Here is a 23,155-nt window from a genome sequence, read left to right on the forward strand (position 1 = left end):
GCCTCCTTGCGGTTGCCCTGCCCTGGGTTGCCCACCATCAGGCCAGCGTCAGGATCTCGTTGCCCGTGTCGGTGATGAGGATGGTGTGCTCGAACTGCGCCGACCGGCGCCGGTCTGCGGTGACGACGGTCCACTTGTCGTCCCACATCTCCCACTCCGGCGTGCCCAGGTTGAGCATGGGCTCGATCGTGAAGGTCATGCCCGGCTCGATGATGGTGTTGTAGGAGGGTGCGGCGTCGTAGTGAGGGACGATCAGACCGCTGTGGAACGACCGCCCGATGCCGTGCCCGGTGAAGTCGCGGACGACGCCGTACCCGAAACGGCGCGCATAGCTTTGGATCACTCGGCCGATGACGTTGATCTCGCGGCCCGGGATGGCGGCCTTGATTCCCCGCATCATGGCTTCGTGAGTGCGCTCGACGAGCAGCCGTGACTCCTCGTCGACGTCTCCGCACAGATAGGTCGCGTCGGTGTCGCCGTGGACGCCTCCGATGAAGGCGGTGATGTCGATGTTGACGATGTCGCCGTCCTCGAGGGGGCGGTCGTCGGGGATGCCGTGGCAGATCACCTCGTTGACGGAGGTGCACAGCGACTTGGGAAATCCCTTGTAGCCCAACGTCGAAGGATAGGCGCCGTGGTCCATCAGGAACTCGTGGCCGACCCGGTCGATCTCGTCGGTGGTGACACCCGGCGCGATGACGGCCGCCGCCGCTGCCATGGCTTGGGCGGCGATGCGCCCGGCGACCCGCATCAGCTCGATCGTCTCGGCGTCCTTGACCTCGGGGGCGTTGTCGAGGGTGGGGGCCGGTCGGTCGACGTACTCCGGCCGCTCGATCGACGCGGGCACCGGGAGACGTGGCGACACCACGCCCGGGGCCACGCTTGCGTAGGTCAACGGCATACGGTGGAGTCTAGGGACGTACGCAGATCCGTCGAATTGGAGGGCACCCCATGGCTTACTGGTACAACGTGAGCAGCGGTCAGGTCGAGAGCGACGACAACAAGAGCCAGGGCGAGGACCTCATGGGCCCGTACGGCACCGAGGCGGAGGCTGCGAACGCGCTCCAGACCGCCCGTGAGCGCACGGAGCAGTGGGACGCCGAGGACAGGGCGTGGGAAGAGGGCGGCTCGGAGGACTGAGCCCACCCGCGACGAGCCCACCCGCGACGAGCCCACCCCGGCGACGAGCCCACCCGGGAAACGAGCCCAGCTGCGGCGGTGGACCTCAGCCGCCGCAGCGGTGCACCGAGACCGCGTACCCGGACTCCGGCCGCCAGGTCTCGCGACCCCACGTGCTGAACCGGCGCGTCAGCGTCAGGCCGGCGACCTCGCAGGCCCGGTCGTAGTCCTCCAGTGGAGTCGCCGGGCACCCCTGCGGAAGGTGCGAGGAGTCCAGGCCGAAGCCCGCGACGAGCAGTCCGCCGGGTTGCAGGTGCGCTGCCAACCGCTGGAGGGCGACGAGCAGGGTGCCGGGTGCGAGGAGCGGGATCACGTTGCCGGCGAGCACGGCGAGCTCGAACGCCTGGGACCGCAGCTGGAGTCGGCTCAGGTCCTGGCGCACCCAGGTCGTGGCTGGGTCACGCTGCTCGGCCACCTCGATCATCGCGGCGTCCGCGTCGACGCCCACGCAGTGGTAGCCCAGGGCGGTCAGCTGGGTCGCGACGCGGCCGGTGCCGCAGCCTGCGTCCAGGACGCGAGCCGGTGGAGACAAGAGGGAGGCGACCAGGGCGGCTTCACCGTGGATGTCCATCCCCTGGGCGGCGAGGTCGTCGAAGCGCTGTTGGTAGGCGGTTGCCGCGCCCGGTCCACCCGAGACCTCGGACCACCGTGTGCGGGGCTCCATCTCGGTCATGCTCACTCACCCTCGTCCATGGTCGTGCGGTGCACTCCAGCCTAGGTTCGGTGGGGTCGCAGGGGAAAGAGTCAGGGGCGCCGACGAGTCGGTCGACGCGGGTCAGCCGAGGTTGCGAAGGCCGGGCAGGACGCGATCGGCGAACGTGCGCAGGAACCGCGCTTGGTCGTGACCGGGACCGTGGAAGACCAGGTGGTTGAAGCCCCAGTCGACGTAGGGCTGCACCGCGGCCACGACCTCTTCGGGGTCGTCCGAGACGATCCACCGCGAGGCGACCTGCTCGTCGGGGAGGGCGTCGCCCAGCCGCTGCATCTCCAGGGGGTCGCTCGTGCCGTGCTTCTGCTCCGCCGTCAGCGACAACGGCGCCCAGAAGCGGCAGTTGGTCACCGCCTGTGCGCGGTCGGGGTCCCACGACAGCTTGATCTCGATCATCCGGTCGATGTCCGCGCGGGTGCGGCCGGACTTGCCCAGGCCCTCGTCCACGGCCGGCAGCAGCTTGTCGCGGTAGAGCTCCTCGCCCTTGCCGGAGGTGCAGATGAACCCGTCACCGGACCGGCCGGCATACCGAGCGACGAGCGGGCCGCCGGCGGCCACGTAGACGGGGACCGGCTGCTCCGGCCGGTCGTAGACGGTCGCGTCGACGGCGCGGTAGTAGTCACCCTCGAAGCTGACGCGCTCCTCGCTCCACAGCCGGCGCATCAGGGTGACGGCCTCGCGCAGGCGCGCGAACCGCTCCTTGAACTCCGGCCACTCCTGCACCGACCCGACGACGACCTCGTTCAGCGCCTCGCCGGTCCCGATGCCGAGCATGACCCGACCGGGGTAGAGGGCGCCCAGTGTGCCGAACGCCTGCGCCACCACGGCCGGGTTGTAGCGGAACGTCGGCGTCATGACCGAGGTGCCGATCTGCACCCGCTCGGTCCGCTCGCCCAGCGCCGCCAGCCAGGCGAGCGAGAAGGGGGCGTGGCCACCGTCGTGGCGCCACGGCTGGAAGTGGTCGGAGATCAGCACGCTGTCCAGCCCGACCTGCTCGGCCAGCACGCCGAACTCCAACAGCTCCCGGGGAGCGAACTGCTCGGCGGAGGCCTTGTACCCGATGCGCAGCGTCATGCGCCCACCGTATGCCGTGCTCGCGCCGCGGCGGCGCTGGGTCACCGCCGCGGCAGGGCGGTCAGAAGCTGATGCCCCGGGCCTCGAACCGGTCCTTGACGAGGGCTGCAGCGGCGGCGCCGTCGCGGGCCAGCGCGGTGTCGTAGGTCGCCTTGGCGGCTGCCGAGAACGAGGTGTCCGGGGCGAACCGGAACTGTGCGTCGATCAGGGTCGTGTCCCAGGCCTCCGTGGTCGAGCCCATCTTGACGTAGCCGAGGCGGATCTCCCACAGGGCCTGGCTCCAGATCTGGCCGTCGGCGTGGACCTCTCCCTTGCGGGTCGCCACGGTCATGCCGGTGTCGAAGCGCCGGATGCAGTGGGGCGCATCGGTGTAGGAGGTGGCGTCCCAGTCCATGGGGCAGGCCTGCTCGGCCTTCACCGGCCAGTGGTACTGCTTGGCGGCGGCCAGGCCGACCGAGACCGCGAGGTAGTCGCCGAACGACTCACCGATCGAGCCCGAGTCCAGGGTGGAGCCGAAGCCCGGGACCTGGGACTGGTGCACGGCGTGGCCGTACTCGTGGACGATGACCTCGGCGTCCTCCGCGTCGTCGACGCCGCCCTTGCCCAGCCGGATCCGGAAGGGCTTGCTGGTCTCGTAGGAGTTGTCCCCGCCGTACTGGTCGATCTTGACCGGGAACTGCTGCTTGAGGATCCCGCGCAGCGTCGAACCGAAGCCGAGGGACTGGAGGTACTCCTGCGCCTGGTTGACCCAGAAGTACCCCATCACCTGCTCGAACTGGTCTTGGTGGCGCGTGTAGACGAAGGTGTTCGAGGGACTGAATGCCGGTGTGCCCGTGGAGGACTGGACAGTGGCCCACGATCCGCGCAGGTAGCCCGAGCCGTCGAGGTTGCGCAGCGGGACGTTGGCGTAGGCGCTGGAGGGAACGGCAGCGTCGGAGTCCTTCTGGTCGGTCAGGCCCTGGTTGCCCGAGGACTGCACCGGGTTGACCATGAACACCGCGCCAGTGCCGGTCGACGTGCCCGGAGTCGGCTTCGTGGCCTGGGCCGGAGTTGCGGCGAACAGCAGGCCGCAGGCCGCCGCGGTGGCGACGAATGGCAGGAGCGCGGGACGGTGGTGGCGCTGGGGCACGGAAGGTCCTCCGATCACGACGGGCGACCACGATCTGTGGTCCACCGGTGCACGGTAGTCGTGATCCGCAACCGTTGGGGTCCTACAGGTGGATGAGCTTGCACGCCGTACCGGGAAAGTGTCGTGCCGGGGAAGGGGGAGCCCCCCGTGGGCTATTCGAGGAAGGAGTTCTCGGCCGCGGGGAACGAGCCCGAGGCGACGTCGGCGGCATACGCGGCAGCCGCCTGACCCAGCTCCGTGCGGAGGTCGGCGTACTTCTTGACGAAGCGGGGTGCCTTGCCACCGCGCAGGCCGGCCATGTCCTGCCAGACGAGCACCTGGGCGTCGCAGTCCGGGCCGGCGCCGATGCCGATGGTCGGGATCGACAGCACCTCGGTGACCCGCGCGGCCAGGGGAGCAGGGACCATCTCCATGACGACGGCGAAGCAGCCTGCCTTCTCCAGAGCCACCGCGTCCTCGACGAGCCGGTCGCCGGAGTCGCCGCGGCCCTGGACCCGGTAGCCGCCGAGGACGTGCTCGCTCTGGGGGGTGAAGCCGATGTGTCCCATGACGGGGATGCCCGCCCGGACCAGCAGCTCGACCTCGGGGACCATCAGCTTGCCGCCCTCGAGCTTGACGGCGTGGGCCAGGCCCTCCTTCATCATCCGGGTGGCGGTCGCCAGGGCCTGCTGCGGGCTGGCCTGGTAGGAACCGAACGGCAGGTCGGCGACGACCATGGCGTGCTTGGCCGCCGAGGTGACCGCCCGGACCAGCGGCACGAGGTGGTCGACCGTCACCGGGACGGTCGTCTCGAAGCCGTAGACGTTGTTGCCGGCGGAGTCACCGACGAGCAGCACGGGAATGCCCGCCTCGTCGAAGATCTCGGCGGAGTACATGTCGTAGGCGGTGAGCATGGCCCACTTCTCGCCCTTCTCCTTCATCGCCTGCAGGTGCGGGATGCGTACCCGGCGCTGCGGCGCGGCCTGGGCGCCCGTGCCATAGGGGGCCGCGACCTCGGCGGTGGTGGGAGGCGTCGTTGGCTGATCGCTCATGGCGCCATCCTAGGAGGGGGCGGCGGCAGGGCTTCCGGGTGACCGCCCAGGGCTGCTGAAGTGCTCACTGGGGCCAGTGGGACTCAGGGGCGCCGGGCCGGCTCCATCGCCAAAACGGACGAATGGGATAGCGACCGATCGGTCAGAAATTTACGAAGTCCATACCCGGCGAAGTCTTGGTATGCCGTCTGCCGCGTGTTTGGCTCGCCCTTGCGTGTGCCGAGAGGGGTCGCGCACAGACACTGGAGGATTCGTGAACAGACGTCATCTGAGCCTGGTCTCGGGAGTAGCGGTTACCGCCGTCGCCCTGAGCCTGGCTTCCGCTCCTGCGCAGGCAACCCCTGTGCAGGGCGACAAGGAGCCCACGGCGAACAACCGTGAGCACGACCTGCCGAACCCGCTCGGCGACGCCGCCCGCGCCCTGCGCAAGGAGGCCGTCGACAAGCTCGTGAAGGGGGAGGCGACCACCGAGATGCGGGGCGGCCAGCGCGTCATCAAGCTCGCGGGCAACGCCAAGGCACCCAAGGGGAGCAAGGCCGCCCAGGACCGTTACGTGTCCTACCCGGTGGAGCGCGAGGAGGACATCTTCACCATCCTCACCGACTTCGGGAACAAGACCGAGACCGGCTTCGACGCCACCCCGGGACCGGTGCACAACCAGATCCCGGCACCGGACCGCGTCTGGGACGGCAACGCAACCGACGACAACTCCACCGCCTGGACCGCGGACTTCAACCGCGCCCACTACCAGGACATGATGTTCGGCGAGGGAGAGTCGTTCAAGGACTTCTACCTGAAGCAGTCGAACGGTCGTTTCGTGGCCAAGGGTGACGTCTCCGACTGGGTCACCGTGCCGTACAACGAAGCCCGCTATGGCCGGAGCAACAACGCCGACGGCTACTGGAACTACGTCAAGGACACCGCCACGTCCTGGTACAACGCCCAGAAGGCGGCCGGGAAGAGCGACGCCGAGATCACGACGTACCTCAAGCAGTTCGACAAGGTCGACCGCTACGACGCCGACCACGACGGCAACTTCAACGAGCCGGACGGCTACATCGACCACTTCCAGGCCATCCACGCCGGTGAGGGCGAAGAGGCCGGCGGCGGCGCCCAGGGCACCAACGCCATCTGGTCGCACCGTTGGTACGCCTACTCCACCGACGCCGGCAAGACCGGCCCCGAGGGCGCGAAGCTCGGCGGAGTGCCGCTGGGCAACTCCGGGATCTGGATCGGTGACTACACCACCGAGCCCGAGAACGGTGGCCTGGGTGTCTTCACCCACGAGTTCGGCCACGACCTCGGTCTCCCGGACTACTACGACACCGCAGGCGGCGACAACGGCACCGGCTTCTGGACGCTGATGTCCGGTGGCTCGTGGCTGAACCACGGGGGCGACTCGATCGGCACCACGCCCGGCTACATGGGTCCGCTCGAGAAGCTCCAGCTCGGCTGGCTCGACTACAAGGCGGTGCCCTACGGCCAGGCCATGACGGTCAAGCTCAACCCGGCCGACCAGCCCAAGACCACGTCGTCCTACCAGGCGCTGGCAGTGACCCTGCCCGACAAGACGGTCAAGAACGACTACAACACCCCCCGTTCGGGGTCCTACGAGTGGTGGGGCGGCGCGAACGACAGCCTCAACAACACCCTGACCCGCACGGTGGACCTCACCGGGGCGACCAGCGGTTCGGTCTCGGCCTGGCTGCAGTACAACATCGAGCAGGACTACGACTACCTGTACGCCGAGGTCAGCACCGACGGTGGCGCGACCTGGAAGGACGCGGCGGCGCCGATCTCCGGCCCGTCCGACAACGCCGGTCTGACCCCCTGGGCCCAGAAGACCTGGGACCTCACGCCATACGCCGGCAAGAGCGTCCAGTTCCGCTTCCGCTACGCCACCGACGGCGGGCTGCACTTCGAGGGCCCGTTCCTCGACGACCTGGCCGTCACCATCGGCGGCACCACGGTGTCCGACGACGTCGAGGGCGGCACCAACGGCTGGACCGCCAACGGGTTCACCCGCATGACGGGCAAGACCTCCGAGGTCGTCAGCCACTACTACCTGGCCGAGAACCGCACCTACACCGGTTACGACCAGACCCTCAAGACGGGTCCGTACAACTTCGGCTGGGCGAAGACCAAGCCCGACTGGGTGGAGCGGTTCCCCTACCAGAACGGCCTGCTCGTCTGGTACGTCGACGGTGAGTTCACCGACAACAACACCTCGGGCCACCCGGGTGGCGGCCAGTCTCTGCCGGTCGACGCGCGTCCGGCACCTGTGACCTTCGCCGACGGCGTCAAGCTGGGCAACCGGCGCCAGCCGTGGGACGCGACGTTCGGGCTGGAGCGGACCGACGCGGTGACGTTCCACCGCAACGGCACCGCGCTCGACGTCGCCTCGCAGCCGGCCATGCCGGTCTTCGACGACAGCGACCCGATGCGCTACTGGAGCGCGAAGAACCCCTGGTCCTCGGTCCAGGTCGCGGGCTCCGGCACGGTCATGAAGGTCAACAAGTCCGAGGACGGCGGCAACCTGCTGCAGGTCCAGGTCAGCTTCAAGTGACCTGCGCCCGGCTGGCAGGGGTCCGCCGGGTGTAAGACGGGGCGGGGCTCCGGGAGCAATCCCGGGGCCCCGTTTCGTGTGCCCGACCTCGGCTCGAGTGGTGCGTCGAGCGCCCCGGCGACAGACTCGGGAGAGGTCGCCGACCAGCGGTGACACCGGTGATGGAGGACTGATGTCAGACAACTTCGAGGTCGCCACGAGCAGCTCCGAGGGCGAGCTGTCCGAGGAGAAGCGGCACGAGGTCGTGGCGGCGCAGCTGCGCGGTGAGGCCAAGGCGGCGGGACAGGGTCCGGAGGCGGTGGTGGCAGCGGTGAGCGCCGAGCTGGAGTCGCTCGGCCTGGAACCGAACCCCGAAGAGCTGCACCGGCGGTACGAGGAGATCGACCCCGACCTGCCCGTCCTGGCGGACGCGGACGAGGCATCGGAGAGCGACGACGCGGCACCGCAGTAGCGACCCGGCCACCGAGGTCAGAACGGCTCGACACGGCACCGTAGGCTCTGCGCCGTGGACTACGACGACGTCGTCATCGGTGCCGGTCACAACGGGCTGACCGCCGCGGCATACCTTGCCCGGGCGGGGCGCCGGGTGCTGGTTCTGGAGACCGGCGATCACGTGGGTGGTGCGGCTGTCTCGGCCCAGGCGTTCGCTGGCGTCGACGCGCGCCTGTCGCGCTACTCCTACCTGGTGTCGCTGATGCCCCGTCAGGTGATCAGCGACCTCGACCTCGACGTCCAGCTCATCCGGCGGCGCTACTCCTCCTTCACGCCCGTCCCCGACCGACCGGAGCGCGGGCTGCTCGTGGACCACGGTGACGCCGCCTCGACCGCGGCCGGCTTCGCTGCCCTCACCGGAGGGGCGAAGGAGTATGCCGCGTGGCAGGACTTCTACGGGCGCGTCCACCACCTTGCACAGCAGGTCTTCCCGACGGTGCTCGAACCGCTGCGCACCGAGGCGCAGGTGGCTGCCCTCGTCGGGGACGACCCGCTCTGGGAAGCCCTGGTCCGACGACCGTTGGGTGAGGTGCTCGAGGCCGAGTTCGGCGACGACACCGTGCGGGGCATCGTCGCGACCGACGCGCTCATCGGCACCTTCGCCGAGATGGGCTCGACCGACCTGCGGCAGAACGTCTGCTTCCTCTACCACCTCATCGGAGGGGGGACCGGCGACTGGGACGTGCCGGTCGGTGGCATGGGTGCCGTGACCGACGGACTCGCTCGTGCCGCGGTCAAGGCAGGGGCCGAGATCCGCACGGGGACGAGGGTGCTCGCGGTCGACCCCGACGGTCTGGTCAGCTGGGACGGTGGCGAGGCGCGGGGCTCGACGATCCATGCGGCCTGCGCGCCCACCGTCCTCAACACCCTGCTCGCCGAGACCGGCGCCGACCCCGTCCCGACGGAGGAGGCGCCCGAGGGCGCCCAGCTCAAGGTCAACATGCTCCTGTCGCGCCTGCCGCGGCTGCGCGACCAGGACGTCGACCCGACGGCCGCGTTCGCGGGCACCTTCCACGTCAACGAGGGCTACGACCAGCTGCAGGAGGCGTATGCCGCCGCTGCCGCCGGCCGGGTGCCGCAGGTGCCGCCGTGCGAGATCTACTGCCACAGCCTGTCGGATCGTTCGATCCTGGGGCCTTCGCTGGCGGAGACGGGTGCCCAGACGCTCACGTTGTTCGGACTGCACCTGCCGGCCCGACTCTTCGAGGGGACGACCGCCGAGCACGACCTGGTCAAGGACCTGGCCCTCGCGCGGACCCTCGAGTCACTGAACTCGGTGTTGGCCGAGCCCATCCAGGACGTCCTGCTGCGGGACCCCGACGGAGCCCTGTGCATCGAGGCGCGGACCCCGGTCGAGCTCGAGGCCGACCTCGGCCTCCCGGGCGGCAACATCTTCCACCGCTCCCTCCAGTGGCCGTGGGCCGAGAGGGAGGACGAGGTCGGCACCTGGGGCGTCGAGACACCGCACGAGAAGGTGCGCATCGCGGGAGCCGGCGCCCGACGCGGTGGGGGAGTCAGCGGCATACCGGGTCACAACGCCGCCATGTCGGTGCTCAAGGGCTGAGGCTGCCTGCGTAGACAGCCGTCCCCACGAACGCGGGGAACAGGTGCTCAATCCCCTTCCATCCCAACGGTTTTCCCGAGCTGCTCACCTTGGGCTGTCAGTGGTGGTCGCTAGTGTGGGACCCATGCTCGACAGTGTGGAAGCAGTGCAGGCGACCGACCCGGCCGCCCTCGCAGGTGCGCTCTTCACCATGACGGACGAGCAGATCGCCGACCTGTCGGTCGAGGAGGCCGAGGCCCTGGTCCTTGCCTCCCAGCGGGTGGTCAGCGCGGCGACGGCGCGGCTGCGCTCGGCCATGGAGACGGTGGCCAGGCGGTGCGATGAGCGCGCCGAGCTCGACGCGGCTGACGTGGCCCGGGCAGGCGGACGTCGCCAGCACCTGTCCGGCCACGCCATCGCGGCGGGTTCGCTCGCGGCTCTGTTGCACGTGTCACCCCGCACCATGTCGACCCGCATCGACCACGCCCGCCGCGTCGTCTGCTCGCTGCCCCAGGTGCAGGCGCTGGCCTGGTCCGGGGATCTCGAGCCCTACCGTGTCGACGCGGTCGTCGCCGAGTCGGCGGCCGCACCTGGGGCACGGCTGCACGAGTTCGAGGCTCGCGTGCTGGAGGGCGGCGTCACCGAGATGTCCTGCGCGGCCCTGCGCCGCCGGGCACGCCGTGCGGCCGACCGTTGCGCCCCTGACGACGCCGATCGTCTGGCTGTGCTGGCGCGGAGCCGCAGCGACGTCCGAGTTCGCCCGGGTGAGTGCAAGGGCATGACCCGGCTCGTGGCCGACCTGCCGACGCCCGTGGCCATGCAGGTCTGGACTGCGGTAGACGGTCTCGCAGCCGAGTACGCCCGTGCCCAGCCGGGCCTGCGGATGGGCGCCGCGCGGGTCGATGCCCTGGCCGACCTCATCGCGGCCAACGCGACGATCAGCACCACCATCGAGCTCGTCGCTCCGATCGACAGCGGCCACGCCAGCCGGCCAGACCTCGGCGTCTCTGCCGAATGCCTCGACGAACCGTCGGACCTCGAGTCGCCCGAGCCGAACGGCGGCTACGTCGACCTCGGTGGTTGCGAGGAGCTCGATGACGGAGTGCTGCACGACCACGAGACCCTGTGGTTCGTCTCCGCGCACACCGAGGTGCCGTTGCTCGGGTCGTTGCTCCCGGCGGACGTGGTCGCCCTGCTCAACGATCCGGACGTCACCATCCGGATCGCCCGAAGCGACTCCGTCACCGGCGCGATCCGGTGGCAGGACCCACAGACCTACCGCCCCGGCGCAAGGACTGCGCGAGCCGTGCGGTCACGCGACGGCACCTGCCGTTTCCCCGGGTGTGCCAGCGCCGCCAGACGGTGCCAGCTCGACCACGTGGTCCGACATCCCGACGGTCCGACCACCGTCACCAACCTCCAGACGTTGTGCTCGACCCACCACGGGTTCAAGCACCATGCCGGCTGGCAGGTCGAGATGGACGAGCTGGGCATCTGCACCTGGACCGCGCCCGACGGCCGCACGCACGTCACCCAGCCCATGGATCGCCACGGCCACCAAGCGGCCTGATCGCCGACCCAACTTCCGCTCATGCCGATGAGCGTGCATTGGCTGCGGACCGAACTCCGGTGCGGCAGGCTGGCCACATGGCTGGCTTCACGGTGACCGCGTGGGATGAGATTGAGGCGTTCTATGAGGACCTGATCGACAACCATGCCTTCACGTTCGTGAATCCGATGCTGGAACTGGTTCGGAGCGTCATGGCTGAGGGCGCAACCCACACGCTCGCGGCGCACACATCTCACGAGGATCTAGTGGTGACGACCGCGCCGGTGTCTGCTAGCCCGGACTGGCTTCGTGTCACGCTCGTGCGAGCTGACCGAGTCCGCATCGGTCACGAGACCGCGACTGGCCCGGGCGACTCGATTGAGCGGCCCGTGTCAGATCTGTTGCCGCTCTTCTGGCGGTTCACGATTGAGAAGTGGGGCGTCAGCCCCGTGCGTGACTTGCGGTAGGTATGTGCACGCTCATGCCGCTGACCGCGCCGTCATGTCGAAGAGCGGTCACATGAGGGCACCAGCGAGCACCGCCGCGCAGCGGCCTGCGGACCGGCTTCGGACAGAGGGTATGCCGCGCCGGTGGGACGCGGCATACCCAACCGCTGTGACAGAGCGCCTACTTGCGACCGCCCTTGAGCTGGATCGTCTGCTCCGCGAAGTACTCGGAGCACAGGAACGAGCAGGCCGCCGAGAAGGTCAGCTGGGCCGCCTTACCGCCCTTGAAGAGCCCGTTGTCGCCGATGATCTCCAAGGTGTACGGACGGGTGGTCCCGTCGCAGGTGACCTCGGTGCCGCCGAAGCCACGGATCAGCACGCGGCCGACCCTCTGGGTGAGCTGGGCCTCGAGGAAGGCGAAGTCCGCATCGGCGCCGCACATGATGGTGCCCGAGACGATTGCGCTACCGGTACGGCTGACGAAGTTGGCGGTCGGGTTGACCGTCACCTCAAGGTCCGGCGGCGGCGGTGCCACGTCGATGACCAGGTCGAGTGTTCCGCCCTTGCCGACACCGTCGATCTGGTCGTCGAAGACCAGGAGGGTGTAGGTTGTCCCCGCCTCCGCGTCCCACACCGCACCGCCCGGGCCGCAGGACAGAACCGTGAAGGAGCCAGGCGAGCCGACGGCCACAGCGACACCAGCGGAGTAGCTCGACCCACGCACGTCTCCGATCAGGGTCGCCGCCGTCGGTGTCGAGAACTGGTACCAGACGCTCGCATCGGTCGCAGGCGCCCCGCACTGGTTGCGGATGGGGGTGTCGTCGGCATCGGTGGTGGCCTGCGTGGTGTCGACCTGGGTGGTGTACGGGACACCGCTGACGACGATTCGCCCGCCATAGGTGTCATTGCCGGGGGGTGCCGCAAACGCCGGCGCGGCCCACGCGCCGATGACCAACGCGGCCGTTGCCCCCGCACCCGCGATACGCAAGGAAAGACTCATGGTTGTCCCCTTCTGCGGCGAGGCACGTTGGTGCGCCTCGGATGCAACCGAAGGTAGTCCCGGGCAACCGAGCGGAAATCATTCAATCGGGTGAGGCGGCGGCGGCGGAGCGCTTCTAGGGTCGGGACGCGGGCACCTGCCTGCTTCGACGAGGACGGGGGTCGGTCATGGCGCTTCGATCGATGGGCGTTGCGGTGGTCGTGGCCGCCTGCACACTGGGGTCAGCCTTCCCGGCGAGGGGCGCGGCCGGGGTCGCTCCAGACGACACCCGGGCCTCGTACATCGTCAGCCTCCGCAGCGGGGACCCGGACAGGGCGGCGTCTGCAGCTCATGGGCGTGGTGCGGAGGTCACCCATGTCTACCGGCACGCGCTGCACGGGTATGCCGCGAAGCTGTCGGCTCGCGACGTCGCACGCCTGTCGGCAGACCCGGCGGTCGCCGCAGTGGTGGCCGACCGTGAGGTGAGCATCACCGCGCAGACGGTCCCAGCCGGCATCAACCGGATCGGCGCCCCGCAGAGCTCGACCGCCGCAGGCAACGGACGCGGCGCGGTCGACGTCGATATCGCGGTCATCGACACGGGCATCGACCCCAGGCACCGAGACCTCAACGTCGTCGGCGGTGTCAACTGCGTGGCGGGCGGCACGTCGTTCGCGGATCTCAACGGCCACGGCACCCACGTGTCGGGAACCGCTGCCGCCAAGGACGACAAGGTCGGCGTCGTGGGTGTGGCTCCAGGTGCACGGCTGTGGGCGGTGCGCGTGCTGAACTCGCAGGGCGGCGGCACCTGGTCCAGCATCATGTGCGGTATCGACTGGGTCACCGCCCACAGCGACACGATCGACGTCGCCAACATGAGCCTCGGGGGAAGCGGCGGCCCCGGGTCCTGCACCGATGGGGGCCTGCGGCAGGCAATCTGCGCCTCCGTGGCCGCCGGAGTCACCTACGTCGTGTCCGCCGGCAACTCCGCCGCGGACGCATCCTTCTTCGTGCCGGCCAGCTTCCCGGAAGTGATCACCGTCTCCGCCATCACCGACTTCGACGGCGCCCCGGGAGGCACCGGCACCCCGACCTGCGCCTACGGCGTGGATGACCGGTTCGCCGGCTTCTCGAACTTCGGTCCCGCCGTCGACCTCGCCGCACCCGGCGTGTGCGTGCTCTCGACCTGGCGGGGCGGCGGCTACAACACCATCTCCGGCACCTCGATGGCGAGCCCGCACGTCACGGGTGCCGCAGCCCTCTACAAGTCCACGCATCCCAGCGCCACCCCGGCTCAGGTGAAGGCGGCACTCCAGGCGGCGGGAACCTTCGATTGGACCGGCGATCCGGACGCTAGCCAGGAGCCGCTACTCAACGTTTCCGGACTCTGACCACAGGCGCGCGTTCTTCTGGTGCGCGACCTCAGCGCCGCATCGTGGTTTGGTCACGTCCGGACGAGACGCACGCCGGTTGCGAGCAGCCATACGAGCCAGGCGGCGAAACCCAGGAGCCCGACGAAGATCAGCGCCGAGCCGTCGGCGATCGCCAGGTTGCCGACCCCCGCGACGAGCAGCAGGCCCCCGCCCCCCAGGCCCAGCGACCGCTGCCACGCCGGAGTCAGCCTGCTCGCGTGCGCAGCGAGGGCCGTTCCGACGAGGGTGGCGCCGAGCATGGGCATCGCCAGCGCGAAGGCCGCCGCGTGAACCTGCCACACGAGCTCGAACAGGGGCGTCGGCTCCGCGACGCCGCCGGCGGACAGTGCGAGCCCGACCTGCAGCACATTGACCAGCACGAAGGTGGCCGACAGCGTTGCACCAGCGGCGACGGCGAGGCGCGACCAGTCGGAGCCCGCTCCGCCGCCCCGTTCCACGAGCCCGTGCAGGCCCGTCACGAACACGAGTAGCAGCGGCAGGTAAACGGCCACCAGCCCGGACGCGATCGCCACCGAGGCGCGGTTGGCCGCGTAGTAGTCGAGCACCTCGCCGATCGGAGCGCCGTAGGACGGCGCGCCCGTTGCCGCCAGCACGGCGTTCTCCACGACCACCATCACCGCCAGCGCCATCGCCGCGAGGCCGACGAGCCGCCCTCGACCGAATCCACTGTGGCCATGCGTGGTGCCGGTGTCCTGCTGCGATCTAGTCCTCATGCTCCTTGGCTCCAGTCGGTTGGCGGTGGGTGTGCAGCGGGTTCGACGTCGTCCGGATGGCCGGTGGCCCCTCACCGATTCACCTGTCGTACACCGTACGTCGTACACCGTACTATCCTCGTACGACGTACTGTTGTCAATCCGTCGAGAGGAGCAAGAACCCGTGGCCCCAGGGAAGCAACGCCAAGTGGCGTCAGAGGCGGGGCTGAGCAAGCAGCGGGTGGTGGACGAGGCAGTCCGGCTCGCCGACGGCGAGGGGGTCGAGGGCCTGAGCATGCGCCGCCTGGCTGGCGAGCTCGGCGCCGGCGCCATGTCGCTCTACCACTACGTGGCGGGCAAGGAAGAGCTGCTCGACGCCATGATCGACGTCGTGTTCGGGGAGATCGAGCTCGCGCCGGAGGGGACCGACTGGCAGGCGGCGATGCGGAAGAGGTCGGTGTCCGCCCGAGAGGTCCTGGCACGCCACCCTTGGGCGATCGGCCTGATGGAGTCGCGGACCTCGCCGGGGCTCGCCCACCTCCGCCACCGCGAAGCGGTCACCGCCTGCTTGCGCAAGGCCGGCTTCTCGGTGTCGATGGCGACGCACGCCCACTGGTTGCTCGACGGCTACGTCTACGGCTTCGCCCTGCAGGCGGTCAACCTGCCGTTCGACACAGCCGACGAGTTCGCGGACATGGCCGAGGACGTGTTCCTGCCCCAGCTTCCTCCCGACGAGTTCCCCTACCTCAACGAGAGTGCCGCCGCGCTCGTCGCCGCCGGCTATGACCCGGCAGACGAGTTCGCCTTCGGCCTCGACCTCGTCCTGGCCGGCCTCGAGCGCCTGAGAACCTCGGCGTAGCAACGCCCAAGCACCGTCCCACCGCCCTTGACGCAGCCGACCCGCGTGGCACGTAACGCTGGGGAAACACAACTAGGGCAGGATTCGACACATGGATCGTCAGCAGGAGTTCGTCCTCCGCACCATCGAGGAACGCGACATCCGCTTCGTGCGGCTGTGGTTCACCGATGTGCTCGGGACCCTCAAGTCCGTGGCCGTCGCCCCCGCCGAGCTGGAGGGGGCGTTCGCCGAGGGCATCGGTTTCGACGGCTCGGCCATCGAGGGCTTCGCGCGCGTCTACGAGGCCGACATGCTCGCCAAGCCGGACCCGGCGACCTTCCAGGTGCTTCCGTGGCGTGGCGACAACCCGGGGACCGCCCGCATGTTCTGCGACATCACCCTGCCCGACGGCTCCCCGAGCCACGCCGACCCGCGCCACGTCCTGCAGCGCGCCCTCGCCCGGGCCGCCGACCTCGGCTTCACCTTCTACACCCACCCCGAGATCGAGTTCTACCTGCTCAAGGCCGGCTTCAAGCCGGGCGACAACCCGGAGCCGATCGACCAGGCGGGCTACTTCGACCACGTCCCGCACGGCACCGGCCACGACTTCCGGCGCGCGGCGATCACCATGCTCGAGTCGATGGGGATCTCGGTCGAGTTCAGCCACCACGAGGGCGGGCCCGGCCAGAACGAGATCGACCTGCGCTACGCCGACGCGCTGTCCACCGCCGACAACATCATGACCTTCCGCACCGTCATCAAGGAGGTCGCGCTCGAGCAGGGCATCTTCGCCTCCTTCATGCCCAAGCCCTTCTCCGAGCACCCCGGCTCGGGCATGCACACCCACATGTCGCTCTTCGACGGCGACAGCAACGCGTTCTACGAGGCGGGCGCGCCCTACCAGCTGAGCAAGGTCGGGCGGCAGTTCATCGCGGGCCTCCTGCGCCACGGCGCCGAGATCACCGCCGTCACCAACCAGTGGGTCAACTCCTACAAGCGGCTCTGGGGCGGGGGCGAGGCCCCGGCCCACCTGACCTGGGGCCACAACAACCGGTCCGCGATGGTTCGCGTGCCGATGTACAAGCCGACCAAGGGCCAGAGCAGCCGGGTCGAGGTCCGTACCCTCGACGCCGCCTGCAACCCCTACCTCGCCTTCGCCCTGATGCTGTCCGCGGGCCTGAAGGGCATCGAGGAAGACTACGAGCTCCCCGCCGAGACCGAGGACGACGTGTGGGGCCTGACCTCCGCCGAGCGCCAGGCGATGGGGATCGAGCCGCTGCCCACCTCGCTCTACGAGGCCATCCGCGTCATGGAGAGGAGCGAGCTGGTCGCCGACACCCTCGGCGAGCACGTCTTCGACTTCTTCCTGCGCAACAAGCGGGCCGAGTGGGACGACTACCGCGGCGAGATCACCCGGTTCGAGCTCGAGCGCTACCTGCCCGGTCTGTGACCGGCCCCGGCAACCCGCGCCGGTATGCCGCCTGCTGACCGGAGCGGGCGGGTGTCACCCACCAGTGCGTAGGCTGTCGCGGTGACCTCCGGCCGCGTTGTCTCCCAGACTGCGACCCTGGCCCGACTCGGTTTTGCCGATCCACCCCGCGCGGAGCACCTGCTCGCGGACCCGGCGCTGGCCGGCCTCATCGACCCGCTCGACGACCTGTTCAGTGACGGGCTGCCCGATGCCCTCGGCGCGGTTGCCGACCCCGACCTCGCCCTGCTCAGCCTGGTGCGGCTCATGGAGTCGCTGCGTGCCTCTGCGCCGCGGCGCCGCGACATCGAGTCCGGGGCGGAGGCGCAGGTGTCCGGCCTCGTGGCTGCGCTCCGCCACCGCGGGCCCGCGCGCGACCGGTTGTTGGCCGTCCTCGGCGCCTCCACGGCCCTCGGCGACCACCTGGTGGCCCACCCCGAACACTGGCGCAGCGTGGCGGAGGCTCGCCCTCGGACGCCGGACGAACGCATCCACGAGCTCGTCGAGGCGGTTCGCGCGGCCGGTGAGCACACGGCATACGACGCACTGCGGATCGGGTATCGGCGACAGCTGCTGGGGATCGCGGCGCTCGACCTCACCTCCGGTGACCCCGAGCTGGCCCTGCCCGAGGCGGCGGCGGCGCTGGCCGACCTGGCCGAGGCAGCCCTCGAGGCGGCCCTGGTCATCGCGCGGGCCGAGGTGGGGGAGCAAGCCGAGCTGTGCGACTTCGCGGTCATCGGCATGGGCAAGACGGGCGGGCGCGAGCTCAACTACGTGAGCGACGTCGACGTCATCTTCGTGGCCGAGCCCCGCGAGGGAGTGGAGGAGGCGAGCGCCATCGCGGCTGCCACCGGTCTGGCCACCCACCTCATGCGGGCCTGCTCCACCTCCACGGGGCAGGGGACGCTGTGGCCGGTCGACGCGGCGCTGCGTCCGGAAGGCAAGAACGGACCACTGGTGCGCACCATCGACAGCCACCGTGCGTACTACGAGCGGTGGGCCAAGACGTGGGAGTTCCAGGCCCTGCTCAAGGCACGCCCCGTTGCCGGGGACCGAGCCCTCGGCGACGCCTACATCGCCGCCGTCAACCCCCTGGTGTGGGGTGCCGCCTCGCGCGACAACTTCGTCGAGGACGTGCAGGCGATGCGCCGGCGGGTCGAGCAGCACGTGCCGGCCGGGGAGGCCGAGCGCCAGCTGAAGCTCGGCCCTGGAGGGCTTCGCGACGTGGAGTTCAGCGTCCAGCTGCTCCAGCTCGTCCACGGCCGCTCCGACGATGCGCTTCGCTCGGGGACGACTCTCGAAGCCCTCGACGCCCTGGCGCGCGGTGGCTACGTCGGCCGCGAGGACGCCGCGACCCTCGACGCGTCCTATCGCCTCCTGCGCACCCTCGAGCACCGTATCCAGCTGTTCCGGTTGCGCCGCACCCACCTCATGCCGACGACCGACACCGACCTGCGCCGCCTCGGCCGCGCCCTGGGACACCGCTCGGACGCCGCGAAGGCAGTGGTCGCGCAGTGGCAGCAGCAGGCGCGCGAGGTCCGCCGCATCCACGAACGACTCTTCTACCGGCCGCTGCTGGCTGCGGTGGCCCGGCTCAGCTCGACGGACGCCCGACTCGCACCCGAAGCCGCCAAGGAGCGACTGGCGGCGCTCGGGTTCCGCGACCCCGGCGGTGCGATGCGCCACCTCGAGGCGCTCACGGCCGGGGTGAGCCGACGGGCGGCCATCCAGCGCACCCTGCTTCCCGTGATGCTTGGCTGGTTCGCCGACGAGGCGGACCCTGACGGAGGTCTGCTCGCGTTCCGCAAGGTGAGCGAGGAGCTGGGCTCGACGCACTGGTACCTGCGGCTGCTGCGCGACGAGGGGTCCGCGGCCGAACGCCTCGCGCACACGCTCGCTCGGAGCCGCTACGCGGCAGACCTGCTGGTCGGCGCGCCCGACTCGGTCGCGATGCTCGGCGACTCGGGCGGGCTGACTCCGTCGTCGCGCGAGGACCTGGTTCGCCGGATGACGGCGGCGGCTGGTCGGCAGGACGACGCCGACAAGGCGGTGCGGGCGGCGCGGAGCATCAGGCGCCAGGAGCTGTTTCGGATCGCCGTGGCGGACCTCTCGGGGAGCCTCGACCTCGCCGGGGTGGGCGAGGCCCTCACCGACGTCACCGCTGCGCTCGTCGAGACGGCGCTCCAGGTGGCCCAACGCACCGTCGAGGAGCGGCACGGGCCGCTGTCGACCCGGCTGCTCGTCGTCGGGATGGGCCGGCTCGGAGGTGGCGAGGTCGCCTATGGCTCGGACGCGGACGTCCTGTTCGTCCACGACCCCATCGACGGGGCGGATGAGGCAACGGCCCAGGAGCAGGCCCTCGAGACCGTGCAGGAGCTCCGTCGGCTGCTGGCCGCTGCCGGTCCCGACCCACAGCTCGGTCTCGATGCCGACCTGCGTCCCGAGGGCAAGAGCGGGCCGCTCGTGCGCAGCCTGGCCAGCTATCGCGCCTACTACAGCCGGTGGTCGCTCACGTGGGAGTCCCAGGCCCTGCTGCGGGCCGCTCCCTTGGCCGGCGACCTCGAGCTGGGCGCGCGTTTCGTCGAGCTCATCGACCCGTTGCGGTGGCCCCGGGATGGTCTCACCGACCAGCAGGTCCGGGAGATCCGGACCCTGAAGGCGCGGATGGAGGCAGAACGACTGCCTCGCGGGGCCGACCCGAAGAGCCACTTCAAGCTGGGCCGAGGTGGGCTGTCCGACGTGGAGTGGACCGTGCAGCTGGTTCAGATGCGCCACGCCCATGCCGTGCCGACGTTGCGGACCACCAGCACGCTGCCTGCCCTCGACGCTGCAGAGACGGCCGGCCTGATCGCCGCCGACCACGCCGCCGCCCTCAGGGACGCCTGGTCCTTCGCCTCCCGCTTGCGCAACGCCTCCGTCCTCTACCGCGGCAAGGCGGTCGACAGCGTGCCCTCCGACCTGCGGGTTGCCGACGGGGTCAGCAGAATCCTCGGCCGCGAGCCGGGAAGTGGTGCACATCTTGCGGAGGACTACCTCCGAATCGCCCGACATGCGCGTAGCGTGACGGAGTTCAACTTTTACGGTTCAACCTAGGAAGGTACGGTCGGCGCATGGCCACGGGCAGGGACGACTCCGTCACGGTCCCCTCGTTCTCCGAGGTCCTCCGCACCCCGGTGTTCCTGCCTGTCTTCCTGGTCGCGACGCTCTCGACGTGGGGCGACTACATCGCCCGCATCACCGTGGCTGCAGTGGTCTACTCGTGGACGGGTTCGGCGTTGGCGACGGCCGCGACGTTCGCGGTCTCCCTGGTGCCGAGCATCCTGGGCCGGGCGCTCCTCTCGCCCCTGTGCGACCGGATGCCGCCGCGCGTCTGCCTCGTCGGGACCCACCTGATCCGAGCGGCCCTGGTCGGCGTGCTCATCGTGGCGGTGTCGGTCACCCAGTCCCTGTGGCTCGTGCTCGTGCTCGTCGCCGTCCTGGAGTTCGTCGGCGGCCCTGCCGTGACCGCCAGCCAGATGCTGCTGACCGACATCTTCCCGGACCGTCGGCTCTATGCGCGGGCATTCGGGCTGACCACCCTCGCCGCCCAGGTCAACCAGGCGATCGGCCTGGCCATCGGCGGCGCCATCGTGGGCCTCGTGGGCGACACCAAGACGTTGGTGCTGGACCTGGCCACGTTCCTCGTCGGCGCTGTCATCCTGATGGCGGTCAGGCCGCCGAAGTCGATCGTGAAGGTCGACGACGCACCACTCTCCGGCCTGGTCGGCGACGTCGGCCAGGCCTGGCGCCAGATCCGATCCAGCCGGGTGCTGACCTACATGCTCATGCTGTCGCTCGCGAGCGCACTGGCCATTGCGGCGCCCGAAGCTGTGGCCTTGCCCTACGCCGCCCAGCACAGCCCGTCGCCGAACTGGGGCGGCCTGCTGATGGCTGCGCCGATCCTCGGGGCCGTCGTCGGCCTCCTGATCATCGGGCGGCTGCCCGCCGAGCGCCAGTCTGCGCTGGTCATGCGCCTTGCGCTGCTCACTCCACTGCCGCTGCTCGCGACGATCTTCGAGCCGCCCCTCGTCGTGGTGGGCGCCGCGTGGTTCCTCTGCGGCGCCCTGCAGTGCTACATGCTGCCGTTGCAGGCTGCCTTCACCCTGCTGGTCCCGACCGCCATGCGAGGTCGGGTCTTCGGGCTCGCAGGGGCGCTGTCCGTGGGCGTCACGGGCGCCTGCTTCCTTGCCGCCGGCTGGGTCTCCGAGCGCACCTCACCCGCGGCGTCGGTCGGCATCTGTGCCGTCGTGACGCTGGGGGTGCTCGTGCTGCTCGCGGCCCGCTGGCCCAAGGAGGAGCTCGCAGGCAGCGTCGAGGCCACCTTCACCGTCCGGCAGGGCGGGGCTGCCCAGGCGGTGGCCCGACTGGCCGCAGCCCGTCAGGCCGGGGTAGGCCAGGCCGGTGTGGGCCAGGACACAGTGGGCCACGCCGCCGCGAGCCACGGCGCAGTGAGTCAGGGCGCAGTGAGTCGGGCCGTCGCGAGTCAGGGCGCTGTAGGCCCTGGTGATGCAGGCGAGGAGGAGACCGGGGACGCTGGGGAGGCCGGGGAGGCCTCCGCAGTCGAACGGTCCTCCGCACAGACCGGGGGCTGAGACCGCACCGGGTCGCCCAGTGGGCCCGACCTAGACTTGACCCATGCTCTCCACGATTGACCTGCGCGGCCGGCCGCTCGGCGTCCGCGAGCTGCGTCACCTGCTGCCGAGGGCGGAGTTCGACGTCGCCGCCGCGGTCGAGACGGTCCGGCCGATCTGCGAGGACGTTCGTCACCGTGGTGCTGCTGCGCTCTACGAGCTGGGCGAGCGGTTCGACGGCGTCCGCCCGACGACCTTGCGCGTCCCCGTGGCCGTGCTCGAGGCGGCTCTGGAGTCCCTCGACCCGCAGGTGCGGGCCGCCCTCGACGAGGCCATCCGCAGAGTTCGGATCGTCCACGAGGACCAGCGCCGCACCACCACCACGACCACCGTCGTCCCCGGCGGCGAGGTCAGCGAGCGGTGGATCCCGGTCGACCGGGTCGGTCTCTATGTCCCGGGTGGGCGCGCGGTGTACCCCTCCAGCGTCGTCATGAACGTCGTCCCGGCCCAGATCGCCGGTGTCGGCTCGCTGGCCGTCGCCAGCCCACCGCAGCGCGACAACTCCGGCGCCTTCACCGGCTACCCCCACCCGACGGTGCTCGCCGCGTGCGCGCTGCTCGGCGTCGACGAGGTGTATGCCGTGGGCGGCGCCCAGGCCGTGGCGGCGTTCGCCTTCGGCTTCGAGGACACCACCGGCGCCGAGGGGGCGACGGTGGTCTGCGACCCGGTCAGCCTCGTCACCGGACCGGGCAACATCTACGTCGCGGCTGCCAAGCGCTACCTCAAGGGCGTCATCGGCATCGACTCCGAGGCGGGCCCGACCGAGATCGCGATCCTCGCCGACGACACCGCAGTGCCTGCCCACGTCAGCGCCGACCTGGTCTCGCAGGCCGAGCACGACCCGCAGGCTGCCTCCGTCCTGGTGACGGCCTCGGTGGCCCTGGCCGAGGCGGTGCAGGCCGACCTCGAGGACCGCGTCGCGTCCACCAAGCACTCAGAGCGCGTCCGCGAGGCGCTCACCGGACCCCAGTCGGGAGTGGTCCTCGTGGACGACCTCGACGCCGGTCTGGCCGTCGTCAACGCCTACGCCGCCGAGCACCTCGAGCTGCAGGTCGCCGATGCCGCCGCGGTCAGCGAGCGCGTGCGCAACGCCGGCGCGATCTTCGTCGGGCCACACTCACCGGTGAGCCTGGGTGACTACGTCGCCGGGTCCAACCACGTCCTTCCGACCGGTGGATGCGCCTGCCACAGCAGCGGGCTCTCCGTGCAGTCGTTCCTGCGCGGCGTGCACGTGGTCAGCTACACCGAGACGGCCCTCCAGGAGGTCGCCCACCACGTTGTCGCCCTCGCTCAGGCCGAGGACCTGCCCGCCCACGGCGAGGCGGTCCAGGTCCGCTTCGACGGGTCGTGAGCGGCC

General features: G+C 70.3%; 19 protein-coding genes. 12 read left to right on the plus strand and 7 right to left on the minus strand.

Annotated elements, in window-relative coordinates:
- Nucleotides 1-37: 37 nt before the first annotated feature.
- Complete coding sequence (map, locus tag AC1DXJ_RS00185; protein ID WP_477636109.1) at nucleotides 38-901, minus strand: type I methionyl aminopeptidase; 864 nt, start codon at nucleotides 899-901, stop codon at nucleotides 38-40.
- A gap of 50 nt (nucleotides 902-951) precedes the next feature.
- On the opposite strand from map, the gene AC1DXJ_RS00190 reads away from it, so the two are divergent.
- Nucleotides 952-1,140 carry a methionine aminopeptidase gene (locus tag AC1DXJ_RS00190; protein WP_477612630.1) on the plus strand — a complete coding sequence of 63 codons (189 nt, stop codon included), beginning with the start codon at nucleotides 952-954 and terminating at the stop codon, nucleotides 1,138-1,140.
- Nucleotides 1,141-1,225: 85 nt separating this feature from the next.
- On the opposite strand, the gene AC1DXJ_RS00195 is transcribed toward AC1DXJ_RS00190, so the two are convergent.
- The 4 genes from AC1DXJ_RS00195 to panB all read right to left on the minus strand — a co-directional run bounded on the left by AC1DXJ_RS00195 (nucleotide 1,226) and on the right by panB (nucleotide 5,122).
- Complete coding sequence (locus tag AC1DXJ_RS00195; RefSeq protein ID WP_477632005.1) at nucleotides 1,226-1,852, minus strand: class I SAM-dependent DNA methyltransferase; 627 nt, start codon at nucleotides 1,850-1,852, stop codon at nucleotides 1,226-1,228.
- Between the two features lie 102 nt (nucleotides 1,853-1,954).
- Nucleotides 1,955-2,962 carry a glucose-6-phosphate dehydrogenase (coenzyme-F420) gene (fgd, locus tag AC1DXJ_RS00200; RefSeq protein WP_477612632.1) on the minus strand — a complete coding sequence of 336 codons (1,008 nt, stop codon included), beginning with the start codon at nucleotides 2,960-2,962 and terminating at the stop codon, nucleotides 1,955-1,957.
- 61 nt (nucleotides 2,963-3,023) lie between these two features.
- On the minus strand, nucleotides 3,024-4,091 hold the full coding sequence (locus tag AC1DXJ_RS00205) for a M36 family metallopeptidase (protein WP_477632006.1): 1,068 nt from the start codon (nucleotides 4,089-4,091) through the stop codon (nucleotides 3,024-3,026).
- Between the two features lie 152 nt (nucleotides 4,092-4,243).
- Nucleotides 4,244-5,122, minus strand: a complete 879-nt coding sequence (gene panB, locus AC1DXJ_RS00210) for a 3-methyl-2-oxobutanoate hydroxymethyltransferase (protein ID WP_477612634.1) — start codon at nucleotides 5,120-5,122, stop codon at nucleotides 4,244-4,246.
- Between the two features lie 253 nt (nucleotides 5,123-5,375).
- Between panB and AC1DXJ_RS00215 the strand changes: the two genes are divergently transcribed.
- From AC1DXJ_RS00215 to AC1DXJ_RS00235, 5 genes are all read left to right on the plus strand, one after another.
- Nucleotides 5,376-7,688, plus strand: a complete 2,313-nt coding sequence (locus AC1DXJ_RS00215; protein ID WP_477632007.1) for an immune inhibitor A domain-containing protein — start codon at nucleotides 5,376-5,378, stop codon at nucleotides 7,686-7,688.
- A gap of 172 nt (nucleotides 7,689-7,860) precedes the next feature.
- Entirely contained in the window at nucleotides 7,861-8,139 is a 279-nt protein-coding gene (locus AC1DXJ_RS00220; protein ID WP_477612636.1) for a hypothetical protein, read from the plus strand.
- 54 nt (nucleotides 8,140-8,193) lie between these two features.
- Entirely contained in the window at nucleotides 8,194-9,744 is a 1,551-nt protein-coding gene (locus AC1DXJ_RS00225; RefSeq protein ID WP_477632008.1) for a phytoene desaturase family protein, read from the plus strand.
- A 124-nt stretch (nucleotides 9,745-9,868) separates the two neighbouring features.
- Nucleotides 9,869-11,293 carry an HNH endonuclease signature motif containing protein gene (locus AC1DXJ_RS00230; protein ID WP_477636110.1) on the plus strand — a complete coding sequence of 475 codons (1,425 nt, stop codon included), beginning with the start codon at nucleotides 9,869-9,871 and terminating at the stop codon, nucleotides 11,291-11,293.
- Between the two features lie 77 nt (nucleotides 11,294-11,370).
- Nucleotides 11,371-11,739: a hypothetical protein gene (locus tag AC1DXJ_RS00235; protein WP_477624694.1), complete on the plus strand. Its 369-nt coding sequence runs from the start codon at nucleotides 11,371-11,373 to the stop codon at nucleotides 11,737-11,739.
- 160 nt (nucleotides 11,740-11,899) lie between these two features.
- On the opposite strand, the gene AC1DXJ_RS00240 is transcribed toward AC1DXJ_RS00235, so the two are convergent.
- Nucleotides 11,900-12,718: a DUF6299 family protein gene (locus AC1DXJ_RS00240; RefSeq protein ID WP_477636111.1), complete on the minus strand. Its 819-nt coding sequence runs from the start codon at nucleotides 12,716-12,718 to the stop codon at nucleotides 11,900-11,902.
- Nucleotides 12,719-12,885: 167 nt separating this feature from the next.
- Between AC1DXJ_RS00240 and AC1DXJ_RS00245 the strand changes: the two genes are divergently transcribed.
- A complete protein-coding gene (locus tag AC1DXJ_RS00245; protein WP_477624697.1) occupies nucleotides 12,886-14,088 on the plus strand; it encodes a S8 family peptidase in 1,203 nt (400 codons plus the stop codon).
- Between the two features lie 53 nt (nucleotides 14,089-14,141).
- On the opposite strand, the gene AC1DXJ_RS00250 is transcribed toward AC1DXJ_RS00245, so the two are convergent.
- The gene (locus AC1DXJ_RS00250) at nucleotides 14,142-14,843 is read right to left on the minus strand and encodes a hypothetical protein (protein ID WP_477612638.1); all 702 of its coding nucleotides are present in this window, start codon (nucleotides 14,841-14,843) and stop codon (nucleotides 14,142-14,144) included.
- Between the two features lie 163 nt (nucleotides 14,844-15,006).
- Between AC1DXJ_RS00250 and AC1DXJ_RS00255 the strand changes: the two genes are divergently transcribed.
- The 5 genes from AC1DXJ_RS00255 to hisD all read left to right on the plus strand — a co-directional run bounded on the left by AC1DXJ_RS00255 (nucleotide 15,007) and on the right by hisD (nucleotide 23,149).
- Nucleotides 15,007-15,681 (plus strand): TetR/AcrR family transcriptional regulator, encoded by a 675-nt coding sequence (locus AC1DXJ_RS00255; RefSeq protein ID WP_477624698.1) that lies wholly within the window; start codon nucleotides 15,007-15,009, stop codon nucleotides 15,679-15,681.
- A 91-nt stretch (nucleotides 15,682-15,772) separates the two neighbouring features.
- Nucleotides 15,773-17,110, plus strand: coding sequence for a type I glutamate--ammonia ligase (glnA, locus tag AC1DXJ_RS00260; RefSeq protein ID WP_477612640.1), 1,338 nt, complete (start codon nucleotides 15,773-15,775; stop codon nucleotides 17,108-17,110).
- An 81-nt stretch (nucleotides 17,111-17,191) separates the two neighbouring features.
- Entirely contained in the window at nucleotides 17,192-20,221 is a 3,030-nt protein-coding gene (locus tag AC1DXJ_RS00265; protein WP_477636112.1) for a bifunctional [glutamine synthetase] adenylyltransferase/[glutamine synthetase]-adenylyl-L-tyrosine phosphorylase, read from the plus strand.
- Nucleotides 20,222-20,238: 17 nt separating this feature from the next.
- On the plus strand, nucleotides 20,239-21,759 hold the full coding sequence (locus AC1DXJ_RS00270) for an MFS transporter (protein ID WP_477636113.1): 1,521 nt from the start codon (nucleotides 20,239-20,241) through the stop codon (nucleotides 21,757-21,759).
- A 43-nt stretch (nucleotides 21,760-21,802) separates the two neighbouring features.
- A complete protein-coding gene (gene hisD, locus AC1DXJ_RS00275; protein WP_477636114.1) occupies nucleotides 21,803-23,149 on the plus strand; it encodes a histidinol dehydrogenase in 1,347 nt (448 codons plus the stop codon).
- The last annotated feature ends 6 nt before the right edge of the window (nucleotides 23,150-23,155 follow it).

This window comes from Pedococcus sp. P2_D9, from assembly GCF_056404275.1.